The sequence below is a fragment of the Emcibacter sp. genome, assembly GCF_963675455.1.
Classification (GTDB): Bacteria; Pseudomonadota; Alphaproteobacteria; order Sphingomonadales; family Emcibacteraceae; genus Emcibacter.
In genome coordinates, this window is the sequence record NZ_OY776217.1 from 1,968,141 (window position 1) to 1,991,325 (window position 23,185).

The 23,185-nt window shown below is 56.4% G+C and carries 19 protein-coding genes; 9 read left to right on the forward strand and 10 right to left on the reverse strand.

Annotated elements, in window-relative coordinates; translation table 11 throughout:
• Positions 1 to 77: 77 nt before the first annotated feature.
• The 8 genes from ACORNT_RS09090 (at position 78) to ACORNT_RS09125 (ending at position 10,122) form a co-directional block, all read left to right on the forward strand.
• Positions 78 to 1,505: an amidohydrolase gene (locus ACORNT_RS09090; RefSeq protein WP_321389436.1), complete on the forward strand. Its 1,428-nt coding sequence runs from the start codon at positions 78 to 80 to the stop codon at positions 1,503 to 1,505.
• Positions 1,502 to 2,758 carry an amidohydrolase family protein gene (locus tag ACORNT_RS09095; RefSeq protein WP_321389439.1) on the forward strand — a complete coding sequence of 419 codons (1,257 nt, stop codon included), beginning with the start codon at positions 1,502 to 1,504 and terminating at the stop codon, positions 2,756 to 2,758. Before ACORNT_RS09090 ends, ACORNT_RS09095 begins: the two co-directional genes overlap by 4 nt.
• An 82-nt stretch (positions 2,759 to 2,840) precedes the next feature.
• Positions 2,841 to 5,261, forward strand: coding sequence for a zinc-dependent metalloprotease (locus ACORNT_RS09100; protein ID WP_321389442.1), 2,421 nt, complete (start codon positions 2,841 to 2,843; stop codon positions 5,259 to 5,261).
• Positions 5,262 to 5,272: 11 nt separating this feature from the next.
• Positions 5,273 to 6,256 (forward strand): threonine/serine dehydratase, encoded by a 984-nt coding sequence (locus ACORNT_RS09105; RefSeq protein WP_321389445.1) that lies wholly within the window; start codon positions 5,273 to 5,275, stop codon positions 6,254 to 6,256.
• Positions 6,257 to 6,338: 82 nt separating this feature from the next.
• On the forward strand, positions 6,339 to 7,556 hold the full coding sequence (locus ACORNT_RS09110; RefSeq protein ID WP_321389447.1) for an NAD(P)/FAD-dependent oxidoreductase: 1,218 nt from the start codon (positions 6,339 to 6,341) through the stop codon (positions 7,554 to 7,556).
• Positions 7,557 to 7,651: 95 nt separating this feature from the next.
• Positions 7,652 to 8,809 carry an ATP-dependent 6-phosphofructokinase gene (locus ACORNT_RS09115; protein ID WP_321389449.1) on the forward strand — a complete coding sequence of 386 codons (1,158 nt, stop codon included), beginning with the start codon at positions 7,652 to 7,654 and terminating at the stop codon, positions 8,807 to 8,809.
• A gap of 186 nt (positions 8,810 to 8,995) precedes the next feature.
• The gene (locus tag ACORNT_RS09120; RefSeq protein WP_321389457.1) at positions 8,996 to 9,733 is read left to right on the forward strand and encodes an SDR family oxidoreductase; all 738 of its coding nucleotides are present in this window, start codon (positions 8,996 to 8,998) and stop codon (positions 9,731 to 9,733) included.
• Positions 9,734 to 9,744: 11 nt separating this feature from the next.
• Positions 9,745 to 10,122 (forward strand): VOC family protein, encoded by a 378-nt coding sequence (locus ACORNT_RS09125; RefSeq protein WP_321389462.1) that lies wholly within the window; start codon positions 9,745 to 9,747, stop codon positions 10,120 to 10,122.
• Positions 10,123 to 10,217: 95 nt separating this feature from the next.
• Here the strand turns inward: ACORNT_RS09125 and ACORNT_RS09130 are convergent, their stop codons facing one another.
• The 10 genes from ACORNT_RS09130 to ACORNT_RS09175 all read right to left on the reverse strand — a co-directional run bounded on the left by ACORNT_RS09130 (position 10,218) and on the right by ACORNT_RS09175 (position 22,162).
• Positions 10,218 to 12,650 carry a TonB-dependent receptor gene (locus ACORNT_RS09130; protein WP_321389464.1) on the reverse strand — a complete coding sequence of 811 codons (2,433 nt, stop codon included), beginning with the start codon at positions 12,648 to 12,650 and terminating at the stop codon, positions 10,218 to 10,220.
• Between the two features lie 326 nt (positions 12,651 to 12,976).
• Positions 12,977 to 14,215, reverse strand: a complete 1,239-nt coding sequence (locus tag ACORNT_RS09135) for an MFS transporter (protein WP_321389466.1) — start codon at positions 14,213 to 14,215, stop codon at positions 12,977 to 12,979.
• A gap of 51 nt (positions 14,216 to 14,266) precedes the next feature.
• On the reverse strand, positions 14,267 to 15,274 hold the full coding sequence (locus tag ACORNT_RS09140) for an alcohol dehydrogenase catalytic domain-containing protein (RefSeq protein ID WP_321389468.1): 1,008 nt from the start codon (positions 15,272 to 15,274) through the stop codon (positions 14,267 to 14,269).
• A gap of 18 nt (positions 15,275 to 15,292) precedes the next feature.
• A complete protein-coding gene (locus ACORNT_RS09145) occupies positions 15,293 to 16,123 on the reverse strand; it encodes an SDR family NAD(P)-dependent oxidoreductase (protein ID WP_321389472.1) in 831 nt (276 codons plus the stop codon).
• Between the two features lie 14 nt (positions 16,124 to 16,137).
• Entirely contained in the window at positions 16,138 to 16,656 is a 519-nt protein-coding gene (locus ACORNT_RS09150; protein WP_321389477.1) for a 2,4'-dihydroxyacetophenone dioxygenase family protein, read from the reverse strand.
• A gap of 190 nt (positions 16,657 to 16,846) precedes the next feature.
• Positions 16,847 to 17,686 carry an HAD-IIA family hydrolase gene (locus ACORNT_RS09155; protein WP_321389480.1) on the reverse strand — a complete coding sequence of 280 codons (840 nt, stop codon included), beginning with the start codon at positions 17,684 to 17,686 and terminating at the stop codon, positions 16,847 to 16,849.
• Positions 17,679 to 19,157 (reverse strand): hypothetical protein, encoded by a 1,479-nt coding sequence (locus ACORNT_RS09160; RefSeq protein ID WP_321389483.1) that lies wholly within the window; start codon positions 19,155 to 19,157, stop codon positions 17,679 to 17,681. Before ACORNT_RS09160 ends, ACORNT_RS09155 begins: the two co-directional genes overlap by 8 nt.
• Entirely contained in the window at positions 19,150 to 20,490 is a 1,341-nt protein-coding gene (locus ACORNT_RS09165) for an acetyl-CoA carboxylase biotin carboxylase subunit (protein ID WP_321389485.1), read from the reverse strand. The genes ACORNT_RS09160 and ACORNT_RS09165 overlap by 8 nt, the downstream gene beginning before the upstream one ends.
• On the reverse strand, positions 20,487 to 20,945 hold the full coding sequence (locus ACORNT_RS09170; protein WP_321389489.1) for an acetyl-CoA carboxylase biotin carboxyl carrier protein: 459 nt from the start codon (positions 20,943 to 20,945) through the stop codon (positions 20,487 to 20,489). Before ACORNT_RS09170 ends, ACORNT_RS09165 begins: the two co-directional genes overlap by 4 nt.
• Positions 20,942 to 22,162 carry a Tm-1-like ATP-binding domain-containing protein gene (locus tag ACORNT_RS09175; RefSeq protein ID WP_321389491.1) on the reverse strand — a complete coding sequence of 407 codons (1,221 nt, stop codon included), beginning with the start codon at positions 22,160 to 22,162 and terminating at the stop codon, positions 20,942 to 20,944. The genes ACORNT_RS09170 and ACORNT_RS09175 overlap by 4 nt, the downstream gene beginning before the upstream one ends.
• A 146-nt stretch (positions 22,163 to 22,308) precedes the next feature.
• Here ACORNT_RS09175 and ACORNT_RS09180 point away from each other — a divergent pair, with 146 nt between their 5' ends.
• On the forward strand, positions 22,309 to 23,109 hold the full coding sequence (locus tag ACORNT_RS09180; protein WP_321389494.1) for an IclR family transcriptional regulator: 801 nt from the start codon (positions 22,309 to 22,311) through the stop codon (positions 23,107 to 23,109).
• Positions 23,110 to 23,185 lie beyond the last annotated feature (76 nt).

The following is a 23,185-nucleotide window of genomic DNA, read 5'->3' on the forward strand; positions in this document are numbered from 1 at the left end:
TGTTAGGCTCTTCCCCAGGGCGCACGAGGCGCCTCCAAAAAGTAGAAAGAGTGAACTCAAACCTACGGGGATATTCAATGCAGAAATTTAGCAAGGCCGTTGCCTGGCTGGGGGTTGCCTGTTTTACCATGACAGGGGCCATTTCCCATGCCGCAGAGGAAAACGGTGAGAAGAAGAAAGACCGGGCACCCCTTGTCCATCTGAACAAGGACCCGTACCCGAGTACCTATACACCCTTTCCCAGCCAACTGACCGCTATCACCGGCGCAACGGTTCTGGACGGCAACGGCAATATGATTGAAAACGGTATTGTCATTATGGACGGCGGCAGGATCGTCGTCGTGGGCGCAGATGTCGCCATCCCCGAGGGGGCGAAAGTCGTCGACGGCAGCGGCAAATGGGTGACCCCCGGCATCATCGACGTGCACAGCCATCTGGGCGTCTATCCGGCCCCGGATCATAAATCCACAGCCGACGGTAACGAGGCGACAAACCCGGTGACCGCCGACGTATGGGCGGAACATTCGGTCTGGCCCCAGGATTCCGCTTTTGCCCGGGCCCTGGCCGGCGGTATCACCACGCTGCAGATCCTGCCCGGCTCCGCCAACCTGATTGGCGGCCGCGGTATCACCATGAAAAACGTGCCCAGCCGGACCATGGAGGGTATGAAGTTTCCCGGTGCCCCTTACGGCCTGAAAATGGCCTGCGGCGAAAACCCCAAGCGGGTCTATGGCAAGAAGGGCGGCCCCTCCACCCGCATGGCCAATATGGCCGGCTACCGCAAGGCCTGGATCAAGGCCCGAGATTATAAGGCAAAATGGGATAAATATTATGCCGACTATGAGGCCGGCGAGGATCCCGCGGCCCCGACCCAGGACCTGGAACTGGATACGCTGATGGGCGTGCTGGAGGGAGAAATCCTGATCCACAACCATTGCTACCGGGCTGATGAAATGGTCAATATGATCAATATGGCCCATGAATTCGGCTATAAAATCTCCACCTTCCATCATGCGGTGGAAAGCTACAAGATTGCCGACGTGCTGGCCAGGGAGGGCGTCTGTTCCGCCATGTGGGCGGACTGGGGCGGTTTCAAGCTCGAAGCCTACGACCGGATCAACGAGAATATCCCGATGGTCGCCAAAGCCGGAGCCTGCGCTATTGTTCATTCGGATTCCGACATTGAAATCCAGCGCCTGAACCAGGAAATGGCCAAGGCCTGGGCCGACGGCAAGAAGGTCGGTATCAATTTCAGCAAGGCGGAGGCCTTTGAATGGCTGACCAAGAAGCCTGCCGAAGCGCTTGGTATTGCCGACAAGACCGGTACGCTTGAGGCCGGCAAGATGGCCGATGTGGTGCTCTGGTCCGGCGATCCTTTCTCTACGTACTCTTTGGCGGAACAGGTCTATATCGACGGCGCGCTGATGTATGAGCGCGGCAATGAGGCCTTAAGCCCGCAGAGCGACTTTGAAGTCGGCCATAACGCGAAGGGAGATCACCAATGAGAAAGCTTCTGAAATCAACCGCCGTGGCGGTCAGTCTTTCCCTGCTGCCTTTTGTGGCCGGGGCGGAAACCGTCGCCATCACCGGTGGCAAGGTCATGACAATGGGCAAGTCCGGTGTCATCGAGAACGGCACCGTGCTGATTGAAAACGGCAAGATCAAACAAGTGGGCAGCGATGTTAAAATACCGTCTGATGCCCGCATGGTGGATGCTGCTGGCAAAGTGGTTGTGCCGGGCTTTATGAACAGTCATTCACAGCTCGGCCTGACGGAAATTTCCCTAACCGACGATTCCAACAACCACAGCGCCAGGGAAGCGCCTTTTTCGGCTGCCTTTGATGTGCGCTACGGCTATAATCCGGAATCCATGGAAATCGCCAACAACCGGGTCGAGGGCCTGACCCGGGCGGTAAGCGCGCCCAGCGGCTCAGGTCATCTGTTTTCCGGCAGCGGGGCGATTGTCAGTCTGGCGTCACTGCCGAATATGACAAAGGGGCCGTTGTTTGCCCATCTTGATGACGGCGGCAATGAAGGGGTGGCCTGGAACAGGATGCGCATCATCCTCGATCAGGTGAAGGCCTATGCCAGGGACCGCTCCGATGTGATGGAAGGAGAGGGCCGCAGCGGCTTCCTGCTGACCCTCGAGGATATGGACGCGCTGATTCCGGTGGTTCGCGGGGAACGCAAGCTCGCCCTGGTGCTGGAACGGGCCGCGGATATCCGTCAGGCCATTGCCCTGAAAGAGGAATATGACCTGGACCTGATCCTGCTGGATGTGCCGGAAGCCTGGAAAGTCGCAAAAGAACTGGCGGCTGCGGATATCCCTGTGGTGATCGACGCCCAGTCGGATCTGCCCTATCAGTTCACCAGCATCGGTTCGACCCTGAGCAATGCGGCACGGCTCGAGAAAGCCGGGGTGACCTTTGCCATTTCCGGTCTCGGCGAAACACATCGCGCCTATCTGATCAACCAGTGGGCCGGTCTCGCGGTGGCGCACGGGCTCAGCTATGAAGGTGGGCTCAGGGCCATTACCGTCAATCCGGCAAAGATCTTCGGTATTGATGACAGCTACGGCACCCTGGAAAAGGGTATGGACGCTGATGTGGTGGTCTGGGACGGCGACCCGCTGGAGGTTACCTCCAACCCCGAGCATATCTTTGTCAGGGGCGTGGAATATCCGCGTGTCTCCCGCAAGACCATGCTCCGGGATCGTTACCTGAAGCTTGATACGGATATGCCGCACGCCTATCAATAATCATGTTGGGCCGGGTGGGAAACTGCCCGGCCGCACTTCTTTCGGCCCACGGCTACTTAAAATAATACTCCGGGATATTGTCATGAAAGTTCTCTCCAGATCATTTTTCATTTTTTTCTGTCTTGTTCTGCCCGCTGCCGTGCAAGCCGCGGGGCTTGCCGATTTCACCAGGGACATGACCGAGAAAAAGGGCTTTTATGATTTCTTTCTGGATGAAGACAAAGGCCGGGTTTACCTGAAACTCGACCGGCTGGGGGAGGAATTCATATTCCAGACCGGCCTGCCGCAGGGCCTTGGCTCCAACGATATCGGCCTTGACCGCCGTCAGCTTGGCGTGACCCGGCTGGTAAAATTCGAGCGGGCGGGAGACAAGATCCTGCTTACTGAGGTCAATACCAAATTCCGCGCCTCTTCCGACAATCCGGCCGAGGTCAAGGCGGTTGAGGAAGCCTTTGCGACTTCGGTTCTGTGGGGTTTCAAGATTGAAGCGACGGACAAGACGGCCGGTTTGATCGATCTGACCGATTTTCTGCTCAGCGACCAGCACGGCATTGCCGACAGGATCGACCAGACCCGGCAGGGCAACTTCAGCATTGATAACAGCCGCTCGGCCCTGTATCCGGCGCGGACCAAAAGCTTTCCGCTGAATACGGAATTTGAAAGCACGCTCACTTTCCGAGGCGCTAAACCCGGCCAGTATGTGAAGGATGTGAGTCCGGACGGTCAGCAGTTCACCCTGCGCCAGCATATCTCTTTCGTCAAGCTGCCCGATGACGGTTATCAGACCCGCGCCTTCCATCCCAACAGCGGCATGTTCCCCCTGGCCTACCGGGATTATGCGGTGCCGCTGGGCGAGGATCTGACGCAGCGTCTGATCCCGCGCCATCGCCTGATCAAGAAAAACCCGGACCAGGCGGTCAGCGATCCGGTCGAGCCGATTATCTACTATCTGGATGCAGGCACGCCGGAACCGATCCGCAGCGCCCTGATGGAAGGGGCGTCCTGGTGGGCCCAGGCTTTCGAGGCCGCCGGGTTCTCCAACGCCTTCCGGGTTGAAATCCTGCCCGAGGACGCCGACCCGATGGACGTGCGCTATAACATCATCAACTGGACGCACCGGGCGACCCGCGGCTGGTCCTATGGCTGGGGCGTGATTGATCCGCGCACCGGCGAGATCCTCAAGGGCCATGTGACCCTGGGCTCGCTCAGGGTGCGGCAGGATATCCTGATCGCCACGGCCCTGATTGCCCCTTACGAAGACGCTGGCAGCGACATCAATGTCCAGAAGGACATGGCGCTGGCCCGCATCCGCCAGCTTGCCGCCCATGAGGTCGGTCATACCCTTGGAATCGCCCATAACTTTGCCGCCAGCCTGTCGAACCGGGCGTCGGTGATGGATTATCCCCATCCGCAGATCAAGATTGCCGGCGACGGTGAACTGGATCTCAGCGAAGCCTATGACACCGACATCGGCGAATGGGACAAGCTTGTGGTGCGCTATGGTTACAGCCAGTTTGTAAGCCCGGAAGCGGAGCAGGCAGGCCTGCGGGAAATTTTGAAAGAGCGGGAAAGCCAGGGCCTGTTGTTTGTCACTGATGAAGACAGCCGCAGCCTGAGCGATTTCAATGCCGGGTCCAGCCTGTGGGACAATGGCGCCAATGCCATTGCCGAACTTGCCCATCTCAGGGAAGTGCGCCGCATTGCGCTGAATAATTTCTCGGAAAAGAATATTCCGGTCGGTGAACCCTGGAGTTCTCTGGAGGAAGTCCTGGTGCCGCTCTATTACCTGCCGCGTTACCAGCTTGAGGCGGCCGGTAAATATGTGGGTGGCCTGTTTTATGAATATGCCCTGCGCGGGGAAGGTTCGGGTATTCCCTACCGTATCGTACCGCCGGAACAGCAGAGGCAGGCGCTGGATGAAATCCTCACAACGTTGACAGCGGGCTATCTGGTGCTGCCGGAGAATATTCTCCGGCTGATCCCGCCCAAGGCCTATGGTTATGACCTGAGCCGGGAAAGTTTTCCCCGCAAGACACGGGGTCAGTTTGATGCCCTGACCATTGGCGAGGCCGCCGCCGACCATGTCTTTTCCATCCTGCTGGATCCGGCCCGGCTGGCCCGGCTGGAGCAGTTCCACCAGCGCGGCCAGGGTATGATGAGCCTTGATGAATATTTCGATCACATCCTGGCGGCGACCGTGCGTGCCGACCGGCAGGAAAAACTGGGCGGGGCCATGGAGCGCCGGGTCGGTCATGTGATGATCCTGAAGACCATGCAGCTGGCGGCGGATAAATCTGCCGCAGAATCCGTGCGCGCCATGGCCAGACTGAAGCTTGCCGATCTGGCCGACTGGATGGAGAATGGGGCCCGCAAGCTGGGCAAGCATCCGGCGTTCAAGGCCCATTACGCTTTTGAGGCCGCCCGTATTCGCGCCTTCATGGACGGCACCTTCGATCCGGCGTCGGAAACACCGGCCGTTCTGCCGCCGGGATCACCGATCTAGGGGAGGCGATAATGAAAGCGCCATTATTCAAGGATATTGTCGCCGCGGCTGACCGTATTGCCGGTGTGGCCATTGAAACGCCGCTGCTGGAGAATCCGTTGCTGAACGAGGATCTGGGGGCGCGTATCTTCCTGAAACCTGAAAACCTGCAGCGGGTCGGCGCTTTCAAATTTCGCGGCGCCTATAACCGACTGGTGCAGCTGACGCCGGAAGAACGGACCCGCGGCGTCGTCGCCTTTTCCTCCGGCAATCATGCCCAGGGCGTGGCGTCGGCGGCAAAAATCCTCGGCATTGAGGCAACCATTGTCATGCCGTCCGATGCCCCGGAGATGAAGGTCGAAAATACCAGGGGCTATGGCGCCCGGGTTGTGCTTTATGACCGGGCAACGGAAAGCCGGGAGGATATCGCTGCAGAGATTGCCCGTGAAAAGGGAAGTGTGGTGGTGCCGGCCTTTGAGGATCCGCACATCATTGCCGGTCAGGGCACTGCGGCCCTGGAAGTGATCCGGCAGGTCGGCGAAAGGGGGGCGAAGCTTGATGCCTTTCTATGCCCGGTCGGTGGCGGCGGGCTTGCTTCGGGCAGCGGAATTGTGCTGAACGAGCTGTCGCCGGAAACAAAGGTTTATGGCGTGGAGCCGCAGAATTTTGATGACCTTGGCCGTTCGCTTAAGTCCGGGCAACGGGAGACGAATGAAAAATTTTCCGGGTCGGTCTGTGATGCGCTTTTATCGCCGTCTACAGGAGACCTTACTTTTTCCATCCTTCAGCAACGGCTGGACGGCGCCTTTTCTGTCTCGGACGACGAAGCGCTGGGGGCCGTGAAATATGCCTGGCAGAAGCTGAAACTGGTACTGGAACCGGGGGGGGCGACTGGGCTGGCGGCACTGCTTTATGGTAAACTGGGGGTGAGGGGAATGACAGTTGCGGTGCTGCTCAGTGGCGGCAATGTGGATGAAGAAACCTTTATCCGGGCTCTGTCCGCTGACATGAGATGACTGAATTTCTGATTTTCTTCCCGGGGTATCCATGCTAACTGTGGGTAAAAATAAGTGCCACAAAAAGCAATCGAGGAATTAAATGTCTGAAACAGTCCTGATTATCGGCGCCGGGCACGGTTGTGCCCAGGCCGTCGCCAGCCTTCGATCGGAAAAGTTCGAAGGTAAAATAATTGTTGTCGGAGACGAGGACTATATCCCGTACCAGCGGCCGCCCCTGTCCAAGGATTTCCTGAAGGGCGACCTACCGCTTGAGCGGCTGTATATCAAGCCGCCGAAATTTTATGAAGACCGCGATGTGGACATGAAAACCGGGGTGCGGGTCACGAAAATAGATCCCGCCGAAAAAACCGCAGACCTGGACAACGGCGAGAACGTGTCCTGGGATCACCTGATCATTGCCACCGGCAGCCATGTGCGCAAGCTGACCGTGCCGGGTCATGACCTGGGCGGGGTGCATTATCTGCGCACCGTCGCCGACGTGCACGGCATCCAGGCCGATTTCGGTACGGCAAAGGATGTGGTTGTCGTCGGTGGCGGCTATATCGGGTTGGAAATCGCCGCTGTGGCCCGCCAGAAAGGCAAAAATGTCACTGTGCTGGAAATGGCCGACCGGATACTGAACCGGGTGGTTGCACCGGAGATGTCCGCCTTTTACCAGCGGGTGCATGAAGAGGAAGGGGTTAAAATCCTGTGCAATACAGGCGTCACTGCGCTTGAGGGCGAAGGTGGCCGGGTCACAAAAGTCCTGACCGGTGACGGGCAGGCGTTCGACGCTGACCTTGTGGTGGTGGGAATTGGTATCATACCGGCTCAGGAACTGGCGGAAGACGCCGGGATCGAGCTGGAAAACGGCATCAAGGTGGACGCACATTGCCGTACCAGTGCCGCCAATGTCTATGCCATTGGCGATGTGACTTCTCACCCGAGCGTGCTCTATGGCCGCCGCATCCGGCTGGAAAGCGTGCCCAATGCCATGGCGCAGGCGAAAATTACGGCCAAAGCCATCATGGGAACCCTTGTCGAGTATGACGAAATTCCGTGGTTCTGGTCAGACCAGTTTGACATGAAACTTCAAATCGCCGGTCTCAGTCAGGGCTATGACCAGATTGTCATTCGCGGTGACCTGAACAGCCGCTCCATTGCCGCCTTTTACCTGAAAGACGGGGTGCTGATCGCCATGGACGGGGTGAATAAACCGGCCGAATTCATGGCCAGCAAAAAGCTGATCACCCAGAAGGCCAAACCTGATGTGGCCAGGCTGTCTGATCCGGATGTCAGTATGAAAGAATTTCTTTAGGTCATGGGTAAGGCGGGATTTTCTCCCGCCTTTCTTTATATTTCCAGGGATGATGTTCTCAATTGTAGAGGAATAACGGCAGGAGAGTCGATAAAATGAGGATTGGAGTGTTGACCAGTGGCGGCGATGTGCCCGGCCTGAATGCCTGTATCAAAGCCATTGTCACTCATGCAGAACAGCGCAACTGGACGGTAACCGGCATCATGGGCGGGTGGCGCGGACTTCTGGAGTATGACCCGCAGGGAGACCCGGAGCAAAACGCAAGACTGTCACGATCGCTTGTGACCAAGGCGTTGCACGGGATTGAAAATGTCGGAGGCACCATTCTGCATACCACGCGGCTGAATCCTGTCCAGATACCGCCGGCGGCACTTCCGAAGTTTCTGGCAGGCAAGGTTCCTGATTCTGCTGTCGAGGGCCATTTCGACTGTACCGACCATATTCTGGAAGTACTTGACCATATGGATATCGACGTTTTGATCCCGATTGGCGGAGACGGTTCCCTGCGGTTTTCCGCCCATCTTTCACAGAAAGATTTCCCGGTAATAAGTATTCCCAAAACCATGGACAATGACGTTTTCGGAACCGACTACTGCATCGGGTTCAGTACCTGTGTGACCCGCTGTGTGGATAGTATCAACAAGATCCGCACGACAGCGGCCAGCCATGAACGGGTGGCGATCATTGAACTGTTCGGACGGTATAGTGGCGAGCCGGCGCTGTTGGCCGGATATGTCAGCTCGGCCAACCGGGTCCTTATTCCCGAAGTGCCGATCGATCTGGAGATGCTCAGTGATCTGATCGCCGAAGACCAGAAAAGCAGCCGGGACAATTACGCCATCGCTGTGGTCTCGGAAGGGGCCCGTCTGGCAGGGGGAGAGGCCGTTTATGGCAGTCAGGTGGATATTTACGGCCGCAAGAAACTTGGGGGTATCGGCAATATCCTGTCGGACGCTCTGCGGGTAAACAAGAAGATTGATGTATTGAATCAGCCGCTGGCCTATCTTCTGCGGAGCGGCGAACCGGATGCTCTGGACAAACTTGTGGCCATGACTTTCGGGACGATGGCCATACAACTGATTGATAAACAGGATTTTGGTAAAATGACGGTCATTCGCAACGGCAATTACGCCATTGTCGACGCCACCTGTGTCTTGGCGGGCAAAAAATCCATCGACATTGTTGAACTTTATGATGAGGCCAACTATCGCCCCCATATCCGGAATGTCCTGGGTCGTCCCATGTATCTGTAAGCTGGTCTGTATTCGCCCCAAAAGGCTGACAATATCCTTGATAAGGGCCGGTGTAATTTGCCGTTTGTCATTGTGACAGTTCTTTGCGCGTAATAATGCCTTTCCGAGAAGGAAGAGCGGGCTTGCGGTCGTTGTAACTATTTAAAAAAATTGGTAAACTTTCCCGCAAAAGGGAGACCGAAAGCCATGAACGACAACAATACATTTCGACCGGACCTGTTCAGGGATCAGGTCGCGCTGGTCACCGGCGGCACCTCGGGGATCGGGAAAGGAACGGCAGAGTTTCTTGCGGGTCTTGGCGCGACGGTGGTGGCGGTAGGACTTAATGCCGCAGCTAGTTCCCTTGCTGATCGCAATTCCATCCGGGTGGAGGAGGTGGATGTCACCGACCCTGCGCAAATGGAAAAACTTTTTGCCTCAATAGGCCGGCTTGACATGCTGGTCAATTGTGCGGGGATCGCCCGGCCGGGGGAAGAACATGATATGGCAGGTTTTGAAACGGTTATCGGGGTTAACCTGACAGCCACCATGCGGGCCTCGACCTTGGCGCGGGAACATCTGGCAAAGCAGAAAGGCTCCATTGTCAATGTTGCCTCCATGTATTCCTATTTTGGCAGCGCCGAACACCCCGGCTATAGCGCCAGCAAGGGCGGGATTGCCCAGTTGACCAAATCCCTGGCCCTGGCCTATGCCGATGAGGGAATCCGGGTCAACGCCGTGGCGCCGGGCTGGATTTCTACCGGCCTCAGCAAGGGCGTGGAGGCCGATCCGGTCTTTACCGGAAAGATAATGGACCGGTTGCCCATCGGACGTTGGGGGCATCCACTGGAAGTGGCCCGGGTCATTGCCTTTCTCTGTTCGCCTGCTGCCGGACTGGTCAATGGTATTATCCTGCCGGTCGACGGCGGTTATCTTGCATCCTGAAGGATTTTAATATGCCTCTTAAACGAATTCATCATTATAACATCTGGACGGCGGACCTTGCCGGAACCATGGACTTTTATACCCGTGTGCTGGGACTGGTACAGGGGGAACGCCCGCCCATTCCTACGCCCGGGGCCTGGATGTATGACCCGTCTGGTGAACCGGTATTGCATATCTACGATGGAGCAGAAGCCGGACGGGAGGTGCCGTACGGCGGCGGCGCGCTTGATCATGTGGCGTTCGAGGCAGAAGACTTTGAAGATATGGAAGAGCACATCAAGGCGACCGGGGTGGCGTATAAAATCAATATTGTGGAAGGCATCGGCCTGCGGCAGATTTTTGTCGATGATCCCAACGGCATCACTATCGAGCTGAATTTTTCCGAATAATGCAGTGAAGAGTTTCCAATAGAAAACGGCCCCGATATTATCGGGGCCGTTTTTTTGAAAGGATGCCGGGGGAGATCCGGCATCCAGGCTCTGTCTTAGAAATTCACCCGCAATTTTGCGTACCATTCCGCAGGACGGTTGTAGGTACCGTAAGTCTGGCCACCGGCAAGCTGGGCCTGGCCGGTTATCAGATAGCGTTCGTCCAGAATGTTGGTGCCACCGAAGACCAGATCCCAATGTTCATTAGGCTCCCGGTAGGTGATGGACGCATTGAGATTGTCCACAGCCGGACGTTTGAGGAGCTCTGTATTTTCCGTGTCGTTATAAAGCGAAGTGGTATGGGTATAATCCACATTGAACAATAGGGAACCACCATTAGCCAGGGACAGTTCATAGCTTGGGCTGATGTTGATCATCCACTCGGGTGTTTTTGGCAGGACAGATTCCGTTGAGATGCCGGCAACACGGGGGTCGATGTATGTATATTTGGCGTCCGTGTAGCCAATGCCGCCGCGAAGCAGGAAGCCGTCCGTGACCACAAACTGGAACTCAGCCTCGAAACCTTTGATTTCCGCGTCACCCGCATTCCGGATAGTCGGGGATACACCTTCCTGGAAGTTCAACTGAATACCGTTATACTCGGAATAGAAGGTAGAAATGTTAACCTGGGCGCGACGATCCATGAATTCGGATTTCAGGCCGATTTCATAGCTGGTGGCTTTTTCCTCGTCAAAGTCAAGACGGTCAGCGGCAACCGGCGGGTTGGACAGACGGGTTGTCCAACTCCCGGTTTTATAGCCTTTTGACCAGGAGGCATAAACCATCATGTCTTCATTGGGGTGGAATTCAAGGCCAACACGGGGTGAGAAGTTTGTGAACTTCTTGTCCCGGACACCAGCCGGATAGTAGCGAAGTGGCTCATCCGGATTGGGGAAGCCAAGGATTACGGCATTTTCTGCATTCGGCTCCAGTCCGGCAAATTTGTAGTTCAGACCGTTATAGTCAGACTGGAAGCCTTCGAAAGACTTGTTTTCTTCGGTATAACGGGCACCCAGGGTAAGTCCGAGTTTATCGGTGAGCGCATAGTTCAGGTGAGTGAACACCGCCCAGGAATCTGTCCACAGGTCGTTTGGACCATCAACCTGAAGCAATCCTGACGGGAATGTCACATGATCATGCAGGTCGCCGCTTTCCTCGAAGTAGAAGGCGCCGAAGACATAGTCCAGTTTGTCATCCATCGCGGAACCGAGGAGCTGCAATTCCTGAGAGAACTGCTTCTGGTTCATCGTGAAAGATGTATGAAGCATCGGCAGCGGCGACCCGTCAAGGTCCATGGCAGCCGTCCAGTGAAGTTCACGGTAGGCCGTGATTGATTTCAGGTCCATCGAGTCATTAAGAGCATAGTCGATGGTGAGAGCGCCGCCATAGGTTTCCAGTTGATCCAGGCTGTTGCCATTGGCATAGGACAGGTCCGGGTCATCCAGTACAAACTGATCATCATAATATAGTCGGTCATTGTCTGGATCCGCATCCACATTTACACCAAAGATGGAGGGTGTGGAATAGGTCGTATCCACGGAAGTTCCATGTCCGCCACAGACTGTCGGGACAAAAGCACCGTCAAGACAGGCATTGTAGAAATGGGCAAAAACATCATCCGGTCCGCTATGTGTTTTTATAAGCGTGCTGGCCATCGCTGACTGGTCTGCCTTGGAGTAATCGCCTCCCAGGGTGATTTTCAGATCATCACTGGCATTATAGACAACTTTACCGCGGATCGACCATTCATTCTGGCCACCCTCAGTGTCGGACGTCCGGTATCCGGCAGCTTTAAACTGGTCGAAACTGTCAGTGACATAGGCCCCTGCCCCGGGGAAGGGAATCCGTTTCTGGAAACCTTCACGGTTCACACTTGAAAAGGCCACTGTCGCGGCCAGTTTGTCCTGGATGAGGGGAATGTCTGCGGCGCCGGCGACGTCAAAACGCTCGAAGCTGCCTGTGGTGACTTCACCACGGAAAGAAAACTCATTGCCCGGCTCGCGGGTGACGATGCTGACGGCACCCCCGATGGAGTTACGGCCGAACAGGGTTCCCTGTGGACCTTTCAGGATCTCGATGCGCTCCACATCAAGAAGGGACGCATTGGCGCCGACGGTACGGGCCAGGTAAACGCCGTCTACATAGATGCCGACGCCGGGGTCAAGGTTGAAGGCGAAGTCGTTCTGTCCGATGCCGCGGATATAGGCGGCCAGCACGGAAGACGACCCGGAGAAAGGTGTTCCGGCATCAAGGGTGACGTTCGGCGACAGGTTGGCAAGCTGTGAGACTTCGCTGATGCCGCTATTGGCCAGTGCTTCGGCTGAAAAGGCGCTCACTGCAATTGGCACGTCCTGAATATTTTCAGTTCGTTTCTGCGCGGTGACCACAATTTCTTCAATTGAGAATATACTTTCCTTTTCCTGAGCAAATGCAGACGGGGCGGCAAGCAGGCTGCTTGCAAGAATTGTTGATGATAGCAATCGTTTCATGGTTTTAGTCCTCCCATTAGGGTTTCTTCGTTGGGGTTGCGATATTTCTACTCTTGATACTTATTCCATGTCCCTGTTCCCAAGTCGGGTTCATGGTTGGAAACACCGCAGTTTTCATCGTACTAAAGCGTGACATACGCTGCCACACCTAGAGGGAATTGTTACTTTACTTAAAACGAACTTCATTCTTGTCAGTAGGAATTGATTATGGTTTTTATTGTTAAAATACCTCTCGAAATTCTGTAACCTCACTCAAATCTTGGGGGCAGGGCATGCATGTTGACATAACTGCCTCGTTCATGTTGCGCTCCTTCTTCCCGGATGCATTAAGCCGGGCTGGGGGCAGGATTGCCGACCTTGGCCGGGGCTGTTTCCTTCAGTCCAAGGGCAAGTAATCCGCTGGCAATGGCACAACCGGTCTGGATAAACAGCGGGGCCTGCAGACTGTACTGATCAGCCGCCCAACCGGCGATGGCCGGTGCGGAAAAGCCGCCGATGATTTCCCCGATCGCCATGATCAGTCCCATGACCGTGGCAACATACCCCGCCGGCACCGTTTCAGCCGGGACCGTAGCCATGAATACGGGAAATGTGCCGTTAAGTGCCCAGCCGATAAAGATCAGCGCAGCCAGCATGACAACCGGACCGTCGAAATAAAGGGCTGAAAGAGGGCATATCACCCCGATGAAGGAAAAGAGCACCAGGATTGGCTTGCGACCGAAACGATCCGAAAGCCCCGGAACCAGAAAGGCGCAGACTGTGGCGGATATACCGAGCGTTCCCATTAACCAGCTCATGGTGGAAGGCTCAAATCCCCGGGACTGAACAAAGAAGATCGGCATGAAGGCCCAGGCGATCACCAGATAAGACACGGAGAGGATGCTGATCAGACCGCACAACACGATGTTGCGATAGCGGAAAAGCTGGAAGGTATTCATTTTTTTCTGAGCAGGAGCTCCGCCTTCCGTTTCGCTTTTCTTGGGGAACAGTTTCTTCTGGGCGGCGGGTTCGCGGATATATTTCCAGATGAAGAAGGCGGCGACCAGGCCGGGAACTCCGGAAATAAAGAAGGCGACGCGCCAGTTAAACATTTCCGCCAGCGCCACCAGGACGACCGGAGCGGCAAAGGACCCCAGAAGGTTACTACCGAAATTCTGAACAAACCCCATATAAAGTCCCCGTCTCTCGGGCGAGACTTCCTTGACGACCATGGCATGGGAAACCGGCATCATCGGTCCTTCGGAAAGCCCCATAAGCAGGCGGGCGGCCAGCAGCATCATAAAGGATGTGGCCAGGCCCGACAGGAAGGAACAACAGGAAAAGACGAAAATGGAAATCAGCAGGAAGATCTTTCTTCTTCCGGTGGCATCGGACAAAGCGCCGAGGGCATAACCGGAAATGGCCCAGGTCAGGGACAGGGCGGAGGATAATAAACCGATCTGTGTATTGGTTAGGCCGAGGTCAGGGGCAATAAAAGGGACAAGGAAGTTGACCGCGTTCCTGTCGAAAAAGGCAATCCCGAAAGTAATACTCAGGATAGTGGCCATTTTTGTTTCATATTTCATATTTTATTCCCGGACATTTCCGGCCCTATATTTTTAATTTTGTTTTATTTTTCAGGTTCCTGGGTTGACCATAACCTTGCATTGCGTTGTTCTTTTACGAAGTCCTTCAAACGTTTCCGGCATATTTTGGAGGCTCACCGTTTCGGTGATCAGGGACTGGGGTACCGGCTTGTCGGCTTCCAGGGCATCGAGGGCGACCTGGAATTCCTTGACCTCGAAAAAGGCCGAGGTCTGGATACAGACTTCCTTGGACAGCGCTTCAAAGGGGATAAATGTGTCCGGCATCGTGCACAGGCCGAGGACAACGATTTTGCCCTGTACTTTTACATGATCAACCGACTGGGCGATGAGGCCCGGCAGGCCGACGCATTCAAACACAATATCCGGTGCACTGCCCATATTGGTGTTGATAGCGTCAACCAGATCCTCCCGTTTGGTAAAGAAGGCGGTCGCCCCCATGGCATAGGCGCGGTTTTCCTGAAAATTGTTAATATCTGCAACAGCCACATGCAGCGCGCCCATACGGCGCGCCCAGAAAGCAACCGCAAGCCCGATCGGACCGGCGCCGAGGACCAATATGCGGTCGCCGGGCTTCAGGCCGGACTTGACCACGCCGTGCAGGCCGACCGCAAGCGGTTCAACCAGGGCGCCGTCTTCCAGACTGAGGCTATCGGGAATTTTGATACATTGCTGTTCACTGGTCACCGCATATTCACCGTAACCGCCGCCCTGCAGTTCCATTTCTTTGCACCAGGCCGGCTGGCCGGCGAGACATCGCGCGCATTTGCCGCAGCTTTTCAGGGGAATGACCGAAACATTGTCCCCGGTTTTGAGGCGGGTCACGCCCTTGCCCGTAGCAACCACTTCGCCTGAAAATTCATGACCAAGGACAGTATCGCAGGTGATTCCGAAAGCGGGGTCTTCGGTCATATGCAGGTCGCTGCCGCAGATGCCGCAGCGTCCCACCTTGACCACGACCTGACCTTCACCGGGGGTGGGGTCGGGAATATTCTCCACTTCCAGCGGTTTATGTAAGCCTTTGAACAGGGCTGCTTTCATCTTTTTCTCCGCGCTTTTCTAGTCCACCATTCCAAGCATGGTGCCGCCGTCGATGACGATCTGCGCCCCGTTCACATAGGATGAGGCGGGGGATGCCAGGTAGAGGGCAAGTCCCTTGATCTCGTCCGGGGTGGCAATGCGTCCCAGCGGATTGCGGACCTCGAAAGCCTTGCGGTCTTCGGCATTTTTCAGCCGGCCTCCGGCAATGTTGGTCATGAAGGCGCCCGGTGCAATGGCATTGACAAGGATGCCGTATTTGGCGAGTTCCAAGGCCATCTGGCGCACCAGATGAGCCACACCCGCCTTGGCCGGCATATAAGGGGTTCCCACAATGGGCTCACAGACGAGGGCGGCATTGGAACTGGTCACGATAATGCGCCCGCTGCGTTGCGGCTTCATATATTTCACCGCCGCCTTGATGGTATTGAACACACTGGTCAGGTTGGCATTGATCCCCCGGTCCCAGGCTTCATCAGAGACATTTTCAATCTCCCCGGCCGGGTTGCGTTCATCTTCCACTGTCAGGAAACCTGGGCCCACGTCGATACCGGCATTGGCAAAGACCACATCAATGGAGCCGTAAGCCTCGTTTGCCTCCTTGAAAACCTGGGCCATCTGTTCCCGGTTGGTGACATCGAGAACTGCTCCGCGCACGGTGCAGCCGCGGGCGGTGAGACGGTCAACCTGCTCCTGAAGGGTAGTGGGGTTGATATCGGTCAGAGTGACCCTGGCCCCGCTATCCGCCATGACTTCCGCATAGGCCAGACCAATGCCGCTTGCCGCGCCGGTGACCAGGGTGGAAAGTCCCTCTACATTAAAGACTTTTTTGAGATCAAATTTTTCGCTCATGGCCGCCTCCATTCTCAGATGAACAAATTTTTGTTAATGGGAATGTTATTTTCTTCGCAATAGGTGACATAGTGCTCAATGAACCAGAAAACGTTAAGGGTCTCTTCAAGTTCCCCCTTGTCATTGTAGAATTCACTGGACCCCTGCATCCAAAAAATAGCTTTCATGCCGTTGGGATCGCTGGTCAGCAGGGTGTGGGCAGTGCCCGGAGCTTCCGTGAAGAAGTCGCCCTGACGGGCGACCCAGTCATGTTCCAGGTAATAAACATTGCCCTCAAGGCACATGGCGGAGACGGCGCCCTGATGTTTATGGGTACCGATCACACCCGGGGATTTCACCCACAGGATGTTGCAGTAGGAGTTGGTGCGGACATCAAAGGCCAGATGGCGAATGGCAGCATTATCGCCGAAGGGCACCCAGGGGGAATCTTTTTCAGAGGCGCTGACAAATCCGCCTTCCACACCAAAACGCTCGATTGTACGGGCGTAGGGTTCCGGAACCGGAAAAATATCTTCTTTTGTTGGCAGTTTCATGGTCTTGTTTCCCTAAATTCTCAACAGGTTGTCGTCTGATATCTTCAAATATGAGCCGGTTGTCCGGTCCGGCTATTGATTTTTTATTAATCTATAATGATGTTCGGGGGCCTTCCCATCCGTGAGGGAACCATAACCACGCTCAAAAGGATGTAGTGAAGCGGGGAGACATGGTTTAATCACGGAAACATCATTCAGTCCCCAGTATTTCCATCAGTTCGTTTATATTTTCGAGGATCAGCCCTGGCCGTTTATCGGCCGGTTGCCCGGCAAAATCTTCGGTACTGTACAGGCCGGTTGCCACGCTGACGGACAGAGCACCAAAATCATTGGCCATCTTGGACTCCAGGTCGGGGTCATCGCCGACCACGACGATTTCCTCCGGACGTACTCCTTCCAGCCCCATGCGGGACATGGCCACTTTCAGGGCCTCACTGGACGGTTTGCCCAGCACAAGTGCCTCGGTATTGGTCAGCGCCTTAAGCATGGCATTAATGGCGAAGCTGGTGCCAAGTCCCCGGCCGCCGGCTGCGGCAAAAAACGGTACATCGGACGCCGTGGTCAGAAGGGCGCCGTCCCAGATGGCCTGGACGGCCGCTTCCAGATCGGGAAAGGTAAATTCCCGGAACCAGCCCACATAAATGGCGTCATATTTTTCCCCGGTACCGGGCGATTCGACAATGCTGAGGCCGGCTTCTTTCAGGGGGCTCCAGACTGGTTCCTTTCCCAGAACCAGAATCCGCTCGGCGCCTTTTTCCTTGAGATAGGCAGCGGCAGCCGTGGACGGGGTCATCATTTCTTCATCCCGCACGTTAAGACCGGCTGACCGCAGGGAGTTGGCATACCAGAGCGGGGTCCGGGCGGTGCCGTTTGTAAAAACCTGGTAAGGAATATCATTGGCCCGCAGATGTTCCAGCACTTCCGCAGCGCCTTCCAGTTTCTTGTGATTGCCGCTGGCCTTGTCGCCAAGGACAAGGGTGCCGTCCATATCAAAGACAAACCCTTTGGCGTTTTTTACTTGTTCACGCAACACTCGCTCCTTTGTGCAGGGCCAGGCGGAGACCCGGCCGCTCGATAACAATGTCACTGGCTTCCGGGCGGGTGGCCAGTTCTTTCAAAAGTTTAAACAGGGGGGCCGCCTCGGGGGTATAGGTGGCGCGGCTGCGGCTGTTGGCCATCATGGCATCCACCTGTTCGTCCGGCATTACCGCCCTGAGCAGGAACTCCTCATCATCCATGTCATGGCCGAATTTCTTCCTGAGGTCTTTGTAGGTGGGGAAGGTGGGCTCATTTTCGATTTCCCGGGCCCGGGGCCGATCCATAATGGCGGCTTCGATTTCCGGATCGACAGCCCTGGTCGGATGGCCGAATTTACCCATCACATATCGAAGAACCTGGTCGGACACCTGACTATAGCGTCCTTTGCCGATCACATTGAACAGGGCCTGGCTCATAACCATCTGCGGGAAGGGAGTTACCATGATCGGTTGCCCGAGTTCATCCCGGACCCGTTCGGTTTCCTCAATCACTTCCTGGAATTTATGTTCGAGCTTCAGTTCCTGCAACTGACGCAGGGTGGTGGTCATGACCCCGCCGGCAATCTGGTGCCGGAGGAAGCTGGCGTCAAAGGACTGGGGTGTGCCGACGGGCCGTCCCTCGGCCTTGGCCATGCGGGAAAAATACTGGCTGTATTGGGCCAGGGCCTTGTCATCAATATCGACGTTATGCCCGGCTTCACGCAGGTTGGCGACCATTCGCTCTGCTTCCGGCAGGGAGGATCCGTTCCCCAGGGGCCCGGCGGCGACATGGACGGCGGAGATAAAGCCCAGGTCGGCGGCGGCAAGGCTGGTGATCGGGCCGTAGCCGATGGTGCAGTGGGCATGGATTTCCAGCGGCTTGTCGCCGATGGCGGCTTTTACCGCCGGGGCCAGGGTCTTGACCCGGTCCGGCGACATCAGACCTGCGGGATCTTTCAGATAAAACAGGTCAATATCCGGGCTCTGGGCCAGTTTGCGGGCAAAATCCGCATAGAATTCATCCGTATGCACGTCCGACAGGGTGAAAGTCAGGGCGCCCATGATTTCGGCTTCCCCTTCTTCCCTGCAGATTTTTGCCGCCGTCAGCACCGCATCAGGGTCATGCATGGGGTCCAGGATAATAAACCGGCGAATCCCGGCGAGCTGAAGCCGGCGGTAGACCAGGCGCATGAACTCCGGATCGGCCTGTTGCCAGGCAATAAAGCGCAGCCCTGTGGTGATAAACTGCAGCGGGGAATTCGGCATGGCGATGCGCGCCCGGCGGATCAGATCCCAGGGATTATTCTGATAGTAGCGCACGGCGATGGCCATGAAGGTCGAGGAAATAAAGTCGATGGTCTGGAAGCCGACCCGGTCGACGGTGCCGGCAATCTCCAGCATCTGGGCGGTGTTCAGGCCTGTGGCGCCCCAGATGCTCTGGTTTCCATCGCGCATGGAGACATCAACGAGTTTGATTTCAGCCATTGTCCAGATCCTCAAAGAAACGTGTATCGATATTGGCGCTTTTAAAGCGTTTGTCGGCCATGATCCGGGCATGCAGCGGTGCCGTTGTGACCACGCCCTCTATGGAAAGGGTGGAAAGTGCCTGTGCTGTGCGGGCAACGGCTTCTTCCCGGCTCGGGGCATGGACAATCAACTTGCCCATCAGCGAGTCGTAGTTCGGGGGCACCACGCCGCCGGACTGTATGTGGCTATCCACCCGGATTCCGGCTCCGGCGGGCCAGGCGGCTTTTGTCACCTTGCCTGGTGACGGGCGGAAATCCGCGTCCGGGTCCTCTGCGTTGATCCGGACCTCAATGGCGTGACCATCAAACTCGATATTTTCCTGCAGCAGGACGAATGGCGCATCGGCGGCAATCAGAATCTGCTGTTCGATCAGGTCGAGACCGGTTATTTTTTCAGTCACCGGGTGTTCAACCTGGATACGGGCATTCATTTCCAGGAAATAGAAATCATAGGTCTCCGCATCCACAAGGAATTCGACGGTGCCGGCCCCCTGATACTTCAGGTGTCTGGTGAGTTTCACGGCAGCCTGTTCAATGGCGGCTCTTTTGTCGTCCGGAATATTGGGGGCAGGGGCTTCCTCTACCAGTTTCTGGAAACGCCGCTGGATCGAACAGTCCCGGGTGCCCAGATGCACAGCCTTGCCGTTTGAACCCAGAACCTGGACTTCCACATGGCGGCCACGCCCGATGTAACGTTCCACATAAATCCTGGGGTCGCCAAAGGCAGCTTCCGCCTCGGCCATGGCCATGTCAATCTGACTGGCCAGCTGGGACGGATCATCGACCCGTTTCATGCCACGCCCGCCGCCGCCGGAGACGGCCTTGATCAGCAAGGGATAACCTGTTTCCTTTGCCACTTCTGCGGCTTCCTTGGCAGTCTCCGCCTCGCCGCCGGGAACCACGGGCAGACCGGCATCAATGGCCACACTACGGGCCTTGAGCTTGTCGCCCATGGCGTCGAGATGTTCGGGCAGGGGGCCGACAAATTTCATGCCACTGTCAATGATCTTGCGGGCGAAGGTGGCGTTTTCAGACAAAAAACCATAGCCCGGATGAACCGCATCGGCGCCGCTGCTGCGGGCCGCTTCCACAACCTTGTCAACAGCCAGGTAGGACTGGGCCGAGGGGGCGGGGCCAAGCAGGACGACTTCATCCGCCTCCTGGGCGGGCAGTGACGTGAGGTCAGCTTCGGATACGCCAAGAACAGTGTTTATCCCCAGACGGCGTGCCGTCCGGATGATCCTGAGAGCGATTTCCCCCCTGTTGGCGATGAAAAGCTTCTGAATGGTCATGAAGTCCTTACCTTCATCAAGACAGCTTCGGCGTCTACCGCGTCTGCATTTTCAGGGATAATCTCGACAACCTCGCCGGTCACACCGGCATGGACGGGGTTCATGAGTTTCATGGTTTCAATGATCGCGACTACCGTATCAGGTTCCACTGTGCTGCCGACTTCCACAAACGGCGCAGCGCCTGGTTGCGGGGCGCGGTAAAAGGTGCCGGGAAGCGGCGACTGAACCAGCGAGATCCCTTCTTCGGTTTCCATTGGCGCGGCGGTTTCCAGGACTTTTTCTGCGGCGACGGGATCGTTTTTGCCGCTCCATTCCTGTGTCCAGCCGGTCCCGGACCGGGCCACACGAAGGCGATAGCGGGCGGTTTCGATATCCAGTACTTCAAAATGGGATTTTTCAAGGATGGTGATGATTTCCTCAACGTCCTCGGAAGTCAGGGGCAGGTCGGTACTCATTTGCTCTGCTCCATCATTTTACGGGCGGTGGCGATGATATGATCCGAGAAGGCCTCGTCATTGAAGTGGGCCTCCACCGTCTCCACCGGGATATTTTCCGGCATGACGTCTTTGATATAGTCGGCGAAGGGTCCGGGCATGCTGGGGTCATAGAGATGACCTTCAGTGCTGTCGTGACTGGACAAACCGTGCAGCGGCACGGCAACACGGACAGGTCCTTTTGCCTCGCCCGCCAGGGCGGCAAGATGATCGGCAATCTGCTTGAGATCCTCCAGGTTGGTCCGCACTGCCGTCATCGCCGCATTATGGGCATGATAGCTTTTCTTGCCGGGGTATTTTTCCCTGGCCTCTTCAATGGGGCCGCCAATGATAAAGTCCGCATTACCCGGTGCGAAGATAGTCGGGATACCCCGCGATATCCCCGCCTTGCCCCGGTCCGGTCCGGCATTGGCCAGGCCGTCGAATAGATAATCCACCATTTCCGTCACGGACAGGTCCAGAACCATGGCCACATCCCGTTCGGCTGCAATGGAATCCAGCGTCGGCCCGCCGGCGCCTGAGGAATGGAAGATCATCACTTCGCAACCGTCCTCCTCCAGGGCGGCCCGGATGCGCTTGACGGCCGGTTCTGTTGTCCCGAGGGTGGTGATCAGCACCAGGGGCTTGTCGCTTGCGCTCTGGGGCTTGTAGCCTTTGGCCATACCGGCGACGGCGAGGGCGGCATTGCGGTAAACTTCACGGCTGATACTGTTGAGGCCGGAAATGTCAGTGACCGAATTCATCATGATGATGTCTTTTACGCCCACATAGGGGGCGGTATAACCAGACGCGATGGTCGAAACCATCAGTTTCGGCAGGCCGTAGGGGAAGCTGCGCATGATGTTGGTGGACAGGCTGGTGCCCATGGAGCCGCCAATAGACAATATGCCGGACAGATGTTCCTTCTCATCGGCGGCATGGGCCATTTTCAGCGACCCCTCGATCATCACGTCCTGGATCTTGCCTTCATGGCCAATGGCCCGCACCTCTTCGATGGTCATGCCCGCAGCTTCGGCAATCTCTTCCGGAGATATCTCCGCGCCACCGACGGTCCTGCGCACACTTGGATCCAGATGCACGACGTCACACCCGGATTCCTCAAGAACCTGCCGCGCATAACGGGCTTCCTGTTCCTTGGTATCCTGGGGGATAATCAGCATTACACGAGGTTTACTCATGACTTACTCCCAATATTTCGGTTTTCCCTATATATGTTAGTAAGACTAACTGATTTTCACGCCGCGCCACAAGCTTGCCAAAGACGATTTTTAACGTTATATTTCACCTGGTGAAACTTAATTAGTGTGTTTTTCGGGACTCGCCCATGCTCAACCAGAAAGTGAAAACGGTACGCGCCCTCGAACGCGGTCTGGACGTGTTGATGGAGGTGCAAAGCAACAGCGGCACCACCCTGCACGAACTTCACCAGCGACTCAACCTGCCCAAACCGACTTTGCTGCGCATGCTGGTCACCCTGTCCAAAAGCGGGCTTGTCTGGCAGCGCATCGCCGATGGCACCTATCATCCCAGCGCCATTACCCTGGCCCGGCGGGACCATGACCTGACCGCCCAGATCGCGGAAATTGCCTCTCCCCATATGGAGGGCCTGTCCCGGCAGGTGAACCTGCCGTCGGCACTGGCTGTGCCCCGCTTTGACCATATGATGATAGTCGAGACCAACAGCCCGCTGGTGAGACTGGATTCAGCCACGCTCGGTCCGGTGGGGCTCAAGCTCAGCTATATCCATACGGCGACGGGCCGCGCTTATCTGGCTCTCTGTGATGCTGACGAAAGGGATGCCATCATTGACCGGATCAGGCCGGCGACGGCCACCGATGACGAGGAGAAATCGCTCCGCCAGATTCTGGATGACGTCTGCCGACGCGGTTATTCCCTGCGCGATCCGGCCCATTGCTGGTTCGACCGCAACAAGCAGACGGTGTTGCGTGACGGGCGCCGGTCCATGGCGGTGGCGGTGCGCATGCACGGTAAGCCGGTGGCGTCGCTCAATATCACCTGTCCGTCCAGTCACGACCAGTTGGACGAGGTTGTGGTTCCTCATTTCGATGTGATCCGCCAGACGGCGGACCACATCGGCAGGGCGCTTGAGGATATTCACCGGTGAGGATATTCACGGATAGGGCTGTCAATAAAGTGGAAAATACACCGATCCGGGACACGGGTCAGCCACTATGTGGGTC